Here is a 14,616-nt window from a genome sequence, read left to right on the forward strand (position 1 = left end):
TTATCTGTTAATAACATCTCTGTCCAAACTTTATAGTTCTACAACGAATTTTAAACTGCTCCAATAATAACTCGCACCGCTTCTTCCAAATCCTTCACTGACCAAGAAGGCAGCTTAGGGTTGCTCAATGCCAATTCATGATGTGCTGGTATATGCACGAATCCTGACATCATATCGAGCTTATTTGTTTCGATATGATGTCTGACTGTGTACATTGTTTGGTTGCACAAATAAGTACCGGCGGTGTTAGAAATCTTCGCTGGCAGATTATGTTCCAGCAGTTTCGCCACCATATCTTTAATAGACAAGGTCGAGAAGTAGGCATCAGGTGCATCCTCAAATATCTTTTGCCCGTCATACTGATTTCCAGCATTGTCTGCTTCTCCGTCCATACAGTTTATCGCAATTCTTTCCGGGGTGATTCTATTTCTGCCAGCTGCCAGTCCTAAAGAAATGACAGCAGAAGGCTGGTATTCGTCGATATGTTCTATGATAACGCTGGACGTTTTCTTGAAATCTACAGGGAGCACCTTGCCGATTATCCTTTTCCCATTTATCGTTTCTCCGTCCAAGCTGCGTACAATCACTTCTGTAGGATTTGATGTCATCCCTAAAAAAGCTTCAAATCCTGTGAGTAAGATGTTCAAATCTAATTCTCCTTTTTATTTCAAATACTGATCGAACCAGTTCGTTATTTCAGTAAGACGAATAATGCGCAAACCTGGATCTCCGCTTCGGGACAGCTCATGATTTGATTCTGGGAAACGTACAAAACGTGTAGGTTTCTTTTGCTGTTTTAATGAGATATACAATTGTTCGGCTTGTTCAATCGGGCAGCGATAATCGTTTTCGCTATGCAAAATAAGCAGTGGTGTTTCCACATCTTTTACATAACGGAGCGGAGAGATTCTCCACAGCTCCTCGGGGTCTTTCATCACAGTTGTTTTGTGTTCCCATTCGGTGAAGTAGTAGCCGATATCACTCACGCCATAGAAGCTGAGCCAATTACTGATCGAACGCTGTGTAACTGCCGCTTTAAACTTATTTGTATGGCCGACGATCCAATTCGTCATGAAGCCGCCATAGCTTCCGCCAGTTACACCTAAGCGGGAAGGGTCAATCCAATCATAATTCTCCAAAGCATAATCTACAGCGACCATCACGTCATCATAGTCAATACCGCCATAGTCACCGCGCACTGCATCGACAAACTGCTGCCCATAGCCATGACTTCCTCTTGGGTTCATGAACAGGACACCATAGCCTTTACCAGCAAGCACCTGGAACTCGTGCATGAAAGCATGACTGTACATCGCATGCGGACCGCCATGAATTTCTAGGACAAGTGGATACGTTTCGCCATCCTTGAAGCCTGTTGGTTTCATGATCCAGCCTTGCAGCTCGGTTCCATCAGTCGCTTTGAAGCGGAAGTCCTCCGGAATTGATATTTCTTTCGTTTCAAGAAACTGCTCATTGATTGCTGTTAAACGATGCTCTTCCCTTCCAGAAAAGGTTGATACAAAAAGATCGCCAGGAATACCAGTCTGACTTACCGCATATACAAGTCGGTCTTGTTCCTTATCTATACTAAATGCATAAACCTGACGTTTCCCGCCAACAACGTTGGTGATTTGTTTATCTAATGTTACTTTGTATAGGTTAGTTGAGCCTAGTTCACTTGCTAAGAAGTATAGGGCAGCGTTTGTTTTGCTCCAGATGGCGCCATCACCAGCAGTTCCTGTGCCCATATCATTGATAGCGACATCATTGCACTCTACATCCCATTCACTCGTTAAACAGGTGAGTTCTTTTGTCGCAAGATCCAGGGTCCAGACTCTAGTGAGCGTTGCTCCTGTGTATTCCATATCATCACCCAATAAGGAGAGCTTTGTTCCATCAGGTGAGTAGTTTGGCGTATAGAATCGTTTGTCGCTGTTCGTAAGTTTTTCTGTATCATTTGTAGTTAAATCTAACTGATAGATATCTGAGAAAAATGTCTGTTCCGGATCCTCTGAACGGTTGGCGCTATATGCAACATGCAAGCCATCTGGAGAAAATGCCGGCGAATGATGGTTATATTGCCCATCTGTTAGTAAGGAGGCTGTACCAGTTTCCAACTCTATTAATACGAGATGATCGAAGGTTTCGTCTGAAAAGCCTTTTGCATCCGACTTGTAAACCAAGTTCGTGGTGATATATGGCTTTAGTTTTTCCTCCGTCTTTTCCTCTTTCGTTTCCTTGTCTTCCAAATTGTCTGATGCGGTCAGCGGTACGGTAACGATAAGCTTCTTCCCGTCTGGTGACAAAACGGGCTGAGATGCACCTCGTTTAAAAGTGGTAACCTGACTTGCCTCACCACCGTTAAAAGCAATATTCCATATTTGCTGCTTCTTGGAGCGATTAGACACAAATAATATGTACCGTCCATCAGGTGACCATCTCGGCTGCACATCTGAGAAATCACCTTGGGTAAATTGTGTAATTTCCTTTGAGTCCACATGCATCAGGAATAGATTTGATTGATATTTTTCTTTCTCGTTGATTACTCGCTTCACAAAAACAACCCAATTGCCATCTGGTGATAGCTGAGGATCCGATAAGAAGGAGAATTCGAATAGATCTTGTGCTGAAAGACCGTTTGTTGTCATAGTTTGCTGCCTCCTGTCATGGGACATCTATTTATTTGTCATGATATGGGGCAAGTTTCTCCATATAAGCCTGGTCTATTAAGAAACCTGCCGTGCATTCTTATACTAATTCGCCGTTTATATAGGTTTGCACTGCTTTGTTCCTCAAATCAAATGGGTTGCCGGTCCAGAGGACAAAGTCAGCATCCTTGCCAGCTTCAACAGAACCGACTCTATCATCTACGCCTAGATGCTTCGCCGCATTTAGTGTAATGGCTTTAAGAGCCTCTTCTTCCGACAAGCCGTATTTAACAGCTAAAATCGCACTTGTCATTAAATGCTCAATCGCAATGACAGGATGATCGGTCGTGATGGAGAATGGGACAGACTCTTCCGCCAGGGCCAGCAGTGTGTTCCAGCCTTTATCGGCAAGCTCTATTTTGGAGCGAGGTGTCATTGTCGGTCCTACCGATACACGAATAGCTTGTTTGGCGATGAACGGTGCGATTTGATGTCCTTCGGTACAATGCTCAATCGTCAAATCAATATCAAATTCCTTTTTCAAGCGTAAAACAGTGACGATATCATCCGCGCGGTGGGCATGAACGCGGAGAGGTATTTCTTTATTTAATACTTTGACGATATGCTCTAAGCCTAGGTTTCTGGCTGCTTTTCCAGCTTCACGATCTTCCAGATAGGTTTGCGCCTCAATAAATTTCTCGCGAAGAATGGCCGCGATACCCATTCTAGTCGTCGGCATTCTTCCTTTATCACCGTGGAAACGTTTTGGATTTTCTCCTGTTGCAGCTTTCAGACCGGAAGGATTGCGGATGACCATATCATCCACGATTGTCCCTGTTGTTTTTAACACACACATTTCCCCACCAATGACATTGGCACTTCCAGGCATAACCTGGACTGTCGTAACACCAGAACGCCTGGCATCCTCAAATCCTCGATCTTGCGGGTTTATTCCATCGATTGCGCGCACCTGTGGCGTGGCTGCGGCGCTTGTTTCATTAAAATCGTGACCTTCTTTTCCTATGCCTTCTTCATGCACACCCAAATGGGTGTGTACATCAATTAATCCAGGGGTGAAGTATGTGCCGCTAGCATCAATGATTTCATAACCTTCAGGAATGCTGGATGCGTCGATAGAAGTGAACTTTCCGTCCTTGATTAAAATAGTTGTATCTCTAAATGTGTTTCCTGTTCCGTCTACGCCAGATACATTTGTTATGGCCTTCATACAATAACCTCCATAAATATCTAAATTATCATTGATTTCTGAAGACTTATCCAATATAATACCCTCTATACCTAATTCCTAATTACGATAGTAAATCAATATTTGAATATTGTAAATGTTCTTCAATGTAAGGTTATGTATCAAAAAGGGGAGTATAATAGTAGAAAAGTCCGAAAGTAGGAAGATTAGTGGAGTATCAAATCGATGAGCTGGACCGCGGTATTATCCGAATGTTATCCAAGGATGGCCGCTTGGCATTTTCAGAAATAGCAAGTGAATTAAAAGTGACGGAGAAAACAATCAGACTTCGTTATAAAAACTTAGTACAGCACAACATCATTGAAGTAGTAGGCGTAGTGAATCCAATCGCACTTGGTTTGAAAGCTGGAGCGATTATTCAAATAAAAACAAAGCAAGGAACGATCACAAAGGTAAGGGAAGCACTCAGCAGGATAAAAGAAGTTCGCTATATCACGATGACTAGCGGTAGCTATCAGCTGCTGATTCAAATCAATGTCCGGAGCCAGGAGGACATAAAGGACTGTATGCTCAAGCTTGACGGCATCGAAGGAATCACGGAGATCAATACGATCATTCAATTGGAAAACTACAAGAATACATTCGAATATCTCTAGGAAGGAGCTGCTCGCTTGATTGAATTAGTAAAGAAGCTGACCAGCCTGCAGGGCCCAAGCGGCTACGAGCAGGAGGTTAGTTATTTTCTAAAGGATTATCTAACCAGTAAGACAGATGAAGTGATAATAGATCCTATTGGCAATGTCATCGCCAAGAAAAAAGGGGCGAAGCCAGGACCAGCCATTCTGTTAACAGCTCATATGGATGAAGTCGGCTTTATTGTGAAAAAGATAGAAGCAAACGGATTTCTTCGCTTTGAAAAGCTGGGCGGCAACGATGACCGCAATCTTATTGCCCAGCCGGTAAAGGTGCTAGGCGAGGAAGGGCATATCAATGGCGTAATCGGAACGCTTTCGGCACACTTTGCTAAATTTGATGACGCGCAAAAGGTGAGAAAGCATAGTCAGCTATACATAGATGTTGGTGCAAGCTCTTATCAAGAAGCAGTGGAAATGGGCATAGAGGTAGGAACTCCTGTCACTTGGGGTTCTGAACTGCAGATTCTCGGGACTTCTGAAAAACCTAAAATCCGCGCCAAGTCACTGGATGATCGGGCAGGGTGTGCTGTGATCCTGCAAGTTTTAGAAGAAATAGAGCAGGATTTCGCAGGCGAGCTCATTTGCTTGTTCACAGTTCAGGAAGAAGTCGGATTGAGAGGGGCAAAAACAGCCTCCGAACATATTGATGCAGACGTCGCTATCGCAATCGATACAACGGCAGTGAGTGATACGTTTGAGCAAACAATGGATCAGACCCTCAGCTTAGGGAAAGGGACAGGCATTAAAGTAATGGATGCTAGTTTGATTGTGCCAAACACGATGAAGAAGCTGCTAGTCCAGCTAGCTAAGGAGCAGGACATCCCCTATCAGCTGGAAGTATTCACTGGGATTGGGACAGACGGCGGTGCAGTCACATACGCCAACAAAGGCATTCCGACAGGTGTATTATCGATTCCTTCCCGTTATACACATTCCAGCATTGAACTTGTAGACGTGGGCGACTTGATCGCAACAAAGGATCTAGTAAAAGCCTTTGTGAAGAGTGTCGATGAACAATCAACGTTTCCTTTCTGAGCACGCTTTTTTTTAAGTTAATTAGTTAGAAAATTTATAATTATCATTCAAAGGTGGGTCATGATGAAAATATTTATTTCGGCAGATATGGAAGGTATATCAGGTGTTGCAACCAATCAGCAGTTAAAAACGAATTCCGAATACCAGCGTTTCAGGAAGCTGATGACAGCAGATGTGAATGCAGCTATTGAAGGAGCCTATAATGGCGGAGCAAAAGAGGTTGTCGTCGCCGATGGGCATGGCAATATGTCCAACATACTGGTAGAAGAGCTGGATCCGCGTGCAAGGCTGGTGTCTGGTAATAACCGCGTCATGTGCCAGCTGGAAGGCTTGGATGATACCTTCGATGGCATTATGTTCGTTGGACATCACGGACGTGAAGCTGGATCAGAACGTACAGTCATTAGCCATACACTTGCAGGCATCTGTGTGAATGAAATGAAGATCAATGACAGAGTTGTCGGCGAGACGGAAATGAACACGCTAGTTGCAGGCGGCTTTAATGTTCCGGCGATTTTCATCAGCGGTGATGATGCGTATGTAAAAGAGGTGCAAGAAACATTGCCCGATGTAAAAGGCGCTGTGACAAAACGTGCTGTTGACCGGTTTGCAGCCGAGCTGCTTCACCCAGAGGTTGCCCGCAAAGAGATCCGTGAAAAAGCAGAGCTAGCGGTGAAAGACATCAAGAGCTTTAAGCCGCAAACAGTAGAAGGGCCTGTCACCTTTAACATCGAGTTCAAAGGACCGCAGCAGGCCATGATGACGACAACACTTCCTACAGTGGAGCTGACTGGTCCGCGAAGCATCCGCTTTACGTGTGATGATATTGTCACAGCATACAAGCATATGTGGGGCTGTGTGATTATCGCAATGACAGCAACAAATGGTGTGCTGGGCAGTGTGAATGCGTAAGTGTAACAGCTAGAAAAATAGTGGAGGTGAATCCGTGTATATTGTAAAACGATTGCTTATCATGCTGCTGACAATCTGGGTCATTGCGAGTTTGACATTTTTGATCATGAAGTTCATTCCAGGTGATCCATTTGCTTCAGACGCTGACGTGCTTCCGGAAGAAGTATTGCAAAATATCAGGGCGAAATACAACTTGGATGAGCCAATAGCCGTGCAGTATGTGCTGTATATGAGGGATTTGGTGACATTCGATTTAGGATTCTCCATTCAATCCGAAACAAGATCAGTGAATTCCATCATCGCTGATGGTGCACCAGCATCCGCCTTACTAGGCTTACAGGCTTTGGTCATCGCCTTGGCTCTAGGATTGCTGTTAGGGATCGTAGCAGCTTTGAATCATAACAAAGTGCTCGATTACGCATCGATGTTCATCGCGATAATCGGTATATCTGTTCCGAGCTTTATCCTGGCTCCGCTGCTAATCAAGTATTTTGCGGTAGAGTGGGGCATGCTGCCTGTTGCTTCATGGGGAACATGGCAGCATTCCATCTTGCCAACGTTAGCATTAGCTGCTACACCGCTTGCTGTTATCGCCCGCTTTATGCGTTCCAGCATGCTTGAAGTGACAAACCAGAACTATATCAAGACAGCAGACGCCAAAGGATTATCAAAAACACAGCTAGTCATCAGGCACGGTATCCGAAATGCTATCCTGCCGGTTATTTCCTTCATTGGTCCTTTATTTGTGTCCTTAATTACCGGAACATTCGTTATTGAGAAAATATTCGCAATTCCGGGCATCGGCCGATACTTCGTAGATAGTATTTTCAACCGGGACTATCCAGTCATCATGGGAACAACGATTTTCTTCAGTGTATTGCTGGTCGTGACATTATTCATCATCGATTTATCTTACCGCTATATTGACCCAAGAATAAAACTAACGAGTGGAGGGGAGTAAGATGGAAGCAAAACGCGTGGATGATTCCCTTTTTCGCCCCTTATCACCTGAAAAAAGAGGACATGACCCTATCCAGCGCCCGAGCATGAGCGTGTGGAAGGAAACAATCCTTTCGGTACTAAAAAACAAGATGGCAGTGCTTGGGTTCACCCTGCTGCTCGTGATTGGATTTCTGGCAATAGCCGGCCCGCATATGGTTCCATTCGATCCGGCCAAACAGGATCTGGTCAACACCAACGTGGCACCAAACAGTGAGCATTGGTTCGGAACCGATGACTTAGGACGGGATGTCTGGTCGAGAACGTGGTATGGCGCCCGGGTTTCGTTAACCATCGGGCTCATTGCCGCAGCGATTGATATCATCCTCGGGGTAACAATCGGAGGTATCTCTGGTTACATGGCCGGCCGAAGCAAGTTCGGTGACCGGATTGATAGTATCTTAATGCGAATCGTTGAAATTCTGTACGGTATTCCTTACCTGCTGATTGTCATCCTGCTGATGGTGATCATGGAGCCAGGTATTACATCGATCATCATTGCGCTGTCGGTTACCGGCTGGGTAGGGATGGCGAGGATTATACGCGGTCAGATACTCCAGCTGAAGTCACAGGAATATGTGCTGGCTGCCCAAAAGATGGGGACCTCCCACCCTAAAATCATTTGGCGGCATTTGATTCCAAACACAGCAGGTATCATCATCGTGAACCTAACCTTTACGATACCATCCGCGATCTTTGCAGAATCATTTTTAAGCTTCTTAGGATTAGGAGTTCAAGCCCCATTTGCCAGCTGGGGAACGATGGCGAACGATTCCTTAGGCGTTATTCTCAGCGGGCAGTGGTGGCGACTCTTCTTCCCAGGCTTCATGATTGCCCTCACCATGTTTGCGTTTAACGCATTCGGGGACGGCCTGCAAGACGCACTTGATCCGAAAGCAACTAAATAGGAGGTGGGATGTTGGAACGCTTACTGGAAGTGAACAATTTGGAAGTGAGTTTTAAGACATATGGAGGAGAAGTACAAGCTGTCAGGGATGTTTCCTTTCATGTCGATAAAGGAGAAATCCTAGCCATAGTCGGGGAAAGCGGCAGCGGGAAAAGTGTTACCGTGCAATCCATCATGGGCCTGATCCCAACTCCGCCAGGCAAAATAAAAAACGGAGAAGTGCTTTTAGAAGGTCAGGATCTCTTAAAGCTATCCAAGCGGGATATGCAAAAGGTGAAAGGCTCAAAAATCAGTATGGTCTTTCAGGATCCGATGACTTCCTTGAACCCTACGATGAAGGTCGGTAAACAAATCGCAGAAAGTATTACGGCTCATCAAAACATCAAGGGACAGGAAGCGAAGGAACGCGCGATCGACATGATCCGGCGTGTCGGCATTTCAAACCCAGCCGAACGCTATGAGCAGTATCCGCATGAATTCAGCGGCGGGATGCGCCAGCGGATCATGATTGCCATCGCGCTGGCTTGTCATCCGAAGGTACTTCTTGCGGATGAACCGACGACAGCATTGGATGTAACTATCCAAGCACAGGTACTGGATTTAATGAAAAATCTAAAAGACGAAATGGATACTTCTATTATATTGATTACCCATGATCTTGGCGTGGTAGCCGAGACTGCGGAACGGGTTGCTGTCATGTACGGCGGCATGATTGTCGAAACAGCTCCGGTAAATGAATTATTCCATAATCCAAAGCACCCATACACATGGGGTCTGCTGGAGTCGATTCCAGATATAGATGCTGCGGATAAAAAGCGCCTAGTACCAATCGAAGGTGCACCGCCGGATTTATTTTCCCCTCCGAAGGGCTGTCCATTTGCGCCACGTTGTAAATATGCAATGGATGTGTGTGTAGCAGAAATGCCTCCTGCTTTTTCTATCGATAGCGGACATGAAGCGAAATGTTGGCTGAACGATTCCAGATCACCAGCCCTTAAAGAACTGGTTGCAGCAGGGAGGCAGTTGTCATGACAGAAACGATCATCCAGATCGAGCAAATGAAGAAATACTTTCCGATTGGCAAAGAGAAGACCGTTAAATCTGTCGATGATATCTCCATTGAAATCAAACGCGGCGAAACATTCGGGCTGGTAGGAGAAAGCGGCAGCGGGAAATCAACGCTCGGCAAAACGATAGTCGGCTTGGAAGACCCGACATCAGGCAAGATCGTCTACAATGACCTGGATTTGAGTCAGTTAAATAAGAAGCAAAAGAGGCAGATAAACCGGGAAATTCAAGTCATCTTCCAGGATCCGCACGCCTCATTGAATCCGCGGATGCGTGTTGGCGACATTATTGCTGAAGGGATTGATGCGCATAAATTAGCGACAGGCAAAAACCGGCAGGATCGTGTGTATGAGCTATTAGAAAGAGTTGGATTGCAGCCAGAGCATGCCAAACGCTACCCGCATGAATTCAGCGGCGGGCAGCGGCAGCGGATTGGGATTGCCCGGGCGCTGGCGGTTGAACCGAAATTCATCGTAGCCGATGAACCGATATCAGCACTGGATGTATCAATTCAGGCACAGGTAATCAATCTGCTAGAAGATCTAAAGGAACAAGAGGATCTGACATACTTATTCATTGCCCATGATCTAGGCATGGTCAAACACATCAGTGACCGCATTGGTGTCATGTACTTAGGGAAAATGATGGAGCTATCCGACAGCGACGAGCTGTTTCACGATCCGCTTCATCCGTATACAAAAGCGCTATTATCTGCTATTCCTATCGCAAATCCCGAGGCTGAAAGACGTGAAAGAATAGTGTTGGACGGCGATCCGCCAAGCCCAGTGGATCCGCCAAGCGGCTGTCGTTTCCGGACACGATGTCCATTTGCGATGGATGTATGTGCCAAGGAAGTGCCAGAGTGGCGCGAAGTGAAAGAAAAGCACTGGACTGCGTGTCATCTTTACAATAAGTAAAATTTGAAGGGGGAAGATGTTATGAAAAAATGGCTAGTAGGTATGCTGATACTTGTAATCGTTGCTGCAGGCTGCAGTAATGGCAGCTCAGGAGGAAGCGCAGCAGACATTCCGCAGGAAATCACAGTCAATGCAATGAGTGAGCCGCCTGATTTGGATCCGGCACTTGCAACAGATACAACATCCGGCTGGGTCCTTGATCACGTATTTGAAGGTCTTTATACAAAAGATGAAAACGGAAATCCAGTTCTAGGGGCAGCTGAAAATGTAGATGTCTCCGAAGACGGAAAAACATACACATTCACACTTCGTGACGATGCAAAATGGTCCGATGGCAGCAATGTAACAGCACAGGACTTCGAGTACGGCTGGAAACGCGTTTTGAATCCGGACACAGGCAGCTCCTTCGCGTTCTACATGTACTATATCAAAGGTGCAGAAGCTTATAACAAAGGTGATGGCGCGGTAGAAGAGGTTGGTATCACAGCACAAGACGATAAGACACTTGTAGTAGAACTAGGCGCACCGCTTGGTTACTTTGACGAGTTACTAACAATGTGGACATTCTATCCAGTAAAACAAGAGCTGGTAGAAGAAAATAACGCATGGTCAGCAGAAGCAGATACGTATGTAAGTAACGGACCATTCAAGCTGACAAAATGGGCGCATGACAGTGAAGTTGTCATCGAGAAGAATGAAAACTATTGGGATAACAGTGTCGTAAAACTCGACAAAGTAACCTACAAAATTGTAAACGATGCAACAACGTACTATCAAATGTTCAAGACAGGTGAGCTGGATCTGATTCAAACATTGCCATCTGATGTGATTGAACAGGAAAAGGAATCAGAAGAATATAGCGAAGTACCATACTTCGGTACGTACATGTACATGTTTAATGTAGAAAAAGAACCATTCACAAATGAGAAAATCAGAAGAGCATTCACGCTTGCAGTGGATCGCGAAACACTGACACAAAACGTGACCAAATCAGGTGAAACACCAGCATATGCATTTGTACCACCAGGTGTGGAAACGCCAGAAGGAGATTTCCGTGAAGCTGGTGGCGAATACTTCGAAGAAGACGCAGCAGAAGCGAAACGACTTCTAGAAGAAGGTATGGAAGAAGAAGGCTGGACAGAGCTTCCGGAAGTATCTATCTCTTATAACACAGCTGAAAACAACAAAAAGATAGCTGAAGCAGTACAAGCTATGTACAAAGACAATCTTGGCGTTGATGTGAAGCTTGAAAACCAAGAGTGGAAAACATATCTGGATACAACACAGCAAGGTAACTTCCAAATGGCTCGTATGGGCTGGATTGGCGTCCTTGTAGATCCAGTTGTTATCTTGGATTACTATCTAGGTGACAGCCCGAATAACCGTACAAACTGGGTGAATGAAGAGTACGACCAGCTTATGGCCGATGCCAAAGTAGAACAAGACCCAGACAAACGTTACGAATTATTGCACCAAGCAGAAGCTGTATTAATGGAAGATCTGCCGTTCAACCCAATCTACCATTATACAAACAACTACCTGACTTCCCAGAACTTCGAAAACATTGTCTATCCGGTAAACCGCTATCCTTACCTGAAATGGGCAGAAAAAGTATCGGAGTAACACACTGAAATGATGGAAAGCGGGATCTCTGCAAATCTCGCTTTCTGTTACATATGAAAGGAGCACGTATAATGAAGTGGAAAGTCTCTTTATTCTTCTTAACTATCCTCGGCTGGTACATCGCAACAGTTGCCGCCACATTTTCGTTAGCAGATGTATCTAATATCGCATTCTTAATTGGCCTCATCCTAATCATAATCGCCGCAATAGCACTCATACTGCATACTGGATTCCTGACTCCATTGATCCAAGGCTTCCAATTAATCGGTGAACGAATGGTTCGCAAATCACGCTCTGCAGAAGAGGCGGACAGCCAATTAAGAAATGATCCTAACATGAAGGCTTTCAAAGCTAGTTTAGCTGCTCGTATAACGCAAAGTACTTTTATAGTAGGGACTAGCTCTATACTTACTTCGGTCATTATTGTATTGATGCTATAGGAAGAGAAGAGAAGCTTATAAGAACAGCTTCTTCTGTGCGAGCAGGAGGGGCTGTTTTTGATGGAACTTTAGGGCATTGTGACCTGGTTTTCCACTATCTTATTTGTCATAAGTATGGTCGTATATGGCAGAGAAGTGAATAATTATAGGAAGAAATAATACTGAAATGGGAAGACCATCCTCAACATACACGAAATCTACTCTGTCATTCTTCATAAAACACTGTGTAAACTCCGCCAATCAGCTATATAATGACAGATAGAGACAAATTGGACGGAAAGAAGGCAAACAAATGAAAATCACCATCGTGAGCGTCGGCAAACTAAAGGAAAAATATCTCAAGCAAGGCATTGAAGAATATACCAAACGCCTCGGCGCCTACGCCAAAGTCGACCTAATCGAAGTACCAGACGAAAAAGCCCCAGAGAACCTGAGCGAAGCCGACATGCAAATCGTCAAACAAAAAGAAGGCGACCGCATCCTGTCGAAAATCGGCCCCGACGACTACGTCATTTCCCTGGAAATAAAAGGCCAAATGATCACATCCGAACAACTCGCGTCGAAAATTGACAGCCTCGCTACATATGGAAAGAGTAAGATAGTATTTGTAATTGGCGGGTCTTTAGGATTGAGTGAGGAAGTTATGCAGCGGAGTGATTATGCGCTGTCGTTTTCAAAGATGACATTTCCGCATCAGTTGATGAAGCTGGTGTTGGTGGAGCAGGTTTATCGTGCTTTTCGGATTATTAAGGGGGAACCGTATCATAAGTAAATGAGGTTTTTTCTAAAAATAATAATATAGCACCATTCCGCTATTAGTGAAAGGTGCTATTTTTAGTTCTCATTTTATAGATTTGAACGATATTCAACTTCAGTATTTGGTTCGTTTCTGTGAATTTCTGTAATGCAAAATTGTGATTCGAAATCTCTTGTTAAAGAATATCGTTTAGTTACTAAACAAACATTTGTTGCATGAAAGCTTGTTTTTCTATCTGAAATAAATTTAAGCGATTTTCCTCGAAAGTAATTTTTTTATCGAACATAGATAAAAAGTTAGCTATTTTATTTTGTTCTGCTAATGATGGAATATCAAAAGCTTCCTTCATGATATTATTTGATGTGATACCTAATTGTGCTGAACCAGTAACTAATCTTTTTAACTTTTTTCTGAAATATTGAGAATGGAATTGGTAATGTGCAAATAACGGATTACAGATATTTACATTCATTTTTATTAAATATACATGATCTCCTAATATATATTTGTTATCCTGATTGATATATGCTGTAAGTCCAATTATTTTTCCGCCTCCAATATCATCTTTTGGCATAATTAAATCGCCTTTTTCTAATAAGTCTTTATTTGTATCAGTTTTCTTTGATGCTATAATTTTTCCTTCTGTTGATACTGATCCCATATCCATAATAAGAAAATTCCCTTTTTCTTCTATAACATCATTTTTACTTTTTCCTGTAAAGAAATTAGAGAATTCACTTAAAGGGATAGAATTCCATTCTGGAAATAGTTGCCCATGTTCATCTTTAAATCTCAACTCTTGCTTAAATATTTTTTGTATAAAACCTCTCCTTTGATGTTTTAGCAAGTGAATTTTTTCTTGTTGAAGTTGTATTCTTTTGTTTAGTAAAATGAAGAAATCAGAAATCTTTTTTTGTTCTATAAGACTAGGTATTTTCAATTCAGTATTTCTTAAGGTATGAAGGCTTAAATTTTTAATTGTAGAACCAGTTGTTACACTTTCAAAAAATCTTCTTACTTTTTTTGTTTGAAGAAGGTAATAAATAAAATTTTTCGAAAAAATGTCTTGTACATTTATGTAACCTAAACTTTTTCCTAACAGGATTTTCTCACCATTATATAAGCCAAATCTTCCCCAAGTAGCTCCATTTAGTGAAACTAGAATTGAGTTTTGAGACAATTTGCTTTTATATTTTAAGAATTCTTCATAGTTAATCGTTTTAGTATTTTCATCAAATTTTAACACACCATTTTGTATATTAGAGCCATTTGCAAAAAAGTAGCTTCCATTATTATCATAACTTGGTGTTGCGTGTAAACCATCACCAATAGCAGAAGTAATTTCACTCAACTTTTTATTATTCCACTCATCACTAAACTCATTAAATCTTAATTTAGGTGCTTTCAT

The 14,616-nt window shown here is 43.3% G+C and carries 14 protein-coding genes; 10 read left to right on the top strand and 4 right to left on the bottom strand.

Features of this window, described 5'->3' with window-relative positions; genetic code table 11:
• Nucleotides 1–50: 50 nt before the first annotated feature.
• The 3 genes from ACH6C1_RS01405 to ACH6C1_RS01415 all read right to left on the bottom strand — a co-directional run bounded on the left by ACH6C1_RS01405 (nucleotide 51) and on the right by ACH6C1_RS01415 (nucleotide 3,876).
• A complete protein-coding gene (locus ACH6C1_RS01405; protein ID WP_374073945.1) occupies nucleotides 51–647 on the bottom strand; it encodes a pyroglutamyl-peptidase I in 597 nt (198 codons plus the stop codon).
• A 15-nt stretch (nucleotides 648–662) separates the two neighbouring features.
• A complete protein-coding gene (locus ACH6C1_RS01410) occupies nucleotides 663–2,648 on the bottom strand; it encodes a S9 family peptidase (RefSeq protein WP_374073947.1) in 1,986 nt (661 codons plus the stop codon).
• A gap of 100 nt (nucleotides 2,649–2,748) precedes the next feature.
• Complete coding sequence (locus ACH6C1_RS01415) at nucleotides 2,749–3,876, bottom strand: amidohydrolase (RefSeq protein ID WP_366248150.1); 1,128 nt, start codon at nucleotides 3,874–3,876, stop codon at nucleotides 2,749–2,751.
• Nucleotides 3,877–4,064: 188 nt separating this feature from the next.
• On the opposite strand from ACH6C1_RS01415, the gene ACH6C1_RS01420 reads away from it, so the two are divergent.
• From ACH6C1_RS01420 to rlmH, 10 genes are all read left to right on the top strand, one after another.
• A complete protein-coding gene (locus tag ACH6C1_RS01420) occupies nucleotides 4,065–4,511 on the top strand; it encodes an Lrp/AsnC family transcriptional regulator (protein ID WP_366248149.1) in 447 nt (148 codons plus the stop codon).
• A 15-nt stretch (nucleotides 4,512–4,526) separates the two neighbouring features.
• Nucleotides 4,527–5,585 carry a M42 family metallopeptidase gene (locus tag ACH6C1_RS01425; RefSeq protein WP_366248148.1) on the top strand — a complete coding sequence of 353 codons (1,059 nt, stop codon included), beginning with the start codon at nucleotides 4,527–4,529 and terminating at the stop codon, nucleotides 5,583–5,585.
• A 63-nt stretch (nucleotides 5,586–5,648) separates the two neighbouring features.
• Nucleotides 5,649–6,497, top strand: coding sequence for a M55 family metallopeptidase (locus tag ACH6C1_RS01430; RefSeq protein ID WP_374073951.1), 849 nt, complete (start codon nucleotides 5,649–5,651; stop codon nucleotides 6,495–6,497).
• 34 nt (nucleotides 6,498–6,531) lie between these two features.
• Nucleotides 6,532–7,458, top strand: a complete 927-nt coding sequence (locus ACH6C1_RS01435; protein ID WP_093726102.1) for an ABC transporter permease — start codon at nucleotides 6,532–6,534, stop codon at nucleotides 7,456–7,458.
• 1 nt (nucleotide 7,459) lies between these two features.
• Complete coding sequence (locus ACH6C1_RS01440; protein WP_093726101.1) at nucleotides 7,460–8,404, top strand: ABC transporter permease; 945 nt, start codon at nucleotides 7,460–7,462, stop codon at nucleotides 8,402–8,404.
• A gap of 8 nt (nucleotides 8,405–8,412) precedes the next feature.
• Nucleotides 8,413–9,435, top strand: coding sequence for an ABC transporter ATP-binding protein (locus tag ACH6C1_RS01445; RefSeq protein ID WP_374073954.1), 1,023 nt, complete (start codon nucleotides 8,413–8,415; stop codon nucleotides 9,433–9,435).
• Complete coding sequence (locus ACH6C1_RS01450) at nucleotides 9,432–10,388, top strand: ABC transporter ATP-binding protein (protein WP_374073957.1); 957 nt, start codon at nucleotides 9,432–9,434, stop codon at nucleotides 10,386–10,388. Before ACH6C1_RS01445 ends, ACH6C1_RS01450 begins: the two co-directional genes overlap by 4 nt.
• Before the next feature lie 21 nt (nucleotides 10,389–10,409).
• The gene (locus ACH6C1_RS01455; protein ID WP_374073960.1) at nucleotides 10,410–12,011 is read left to right on the top strand and encodes a peptide ABC transporter substrate-binding protein; all 1,602 of its coding nucleotides are present in this window, start codon (nucleotides 10,410–10,412) and stop codon (nucleotides 12,009–12,011) included.
• Nucleotides 12,012–12,082: 71 nt separating this feature from the next.
• The gene (locus tag ACH6C1_RS01460) at nucleotides 12,083–12,451 is read left to right on the top strand and encodes a DUF3899 domain-containing protein (protein ID WP_374073962.1); all 369 of its coding nucleotides are present in this window, start codon (nucleotides 12,083–12,085) and stop codon (nucleotides 12,449–12,451) included.
• Between the two features lie 292 nt (nucleotides 12,452–12,743).
• Nucleotides 12,744–13,223 (top strand): 23S rRNA (pseudouridine(1915)-N(3))-methyltransferase RlmH, encoded by a 480-nt coding sequence (rlmH, locus tag ACH6C1_RS01465; RefSeq protein ID WP_374073964.1) that lies wholly within the window; start codon nucleotides 12,744–12,746, stop codon nucleotides 13,221–13,223.
• A 181-nt stretch (nucleotides 13,224–13,404) separates the two neighbouring features.
• Here rlmH and ACH6C1_RS01470 read toward each other — a convergent pair whose 3' ends face one another.
• Nucleotides 13,405–14,616 carry a restriction endonuclease subunit S gene (locus ACH6C1_RS01470; protein WP_374073966.1) on the bottom strand — a complete coding sequence of 404 codons (1,212 nt, stop codon included), beginning with the start codon at nucleotides 14,614–14,616 and terminating at the stop codon, nucleotides 13,405–13,407.

It is taken from the genome of Terribacillus sp. JSM ZJ617, from assembly GCF_044383785.1.
Taxonomy (GTDB): Bacteria; Bacillota; Bacilli; order Bacillales; family Amphibacillaceae; genus Terribacillus.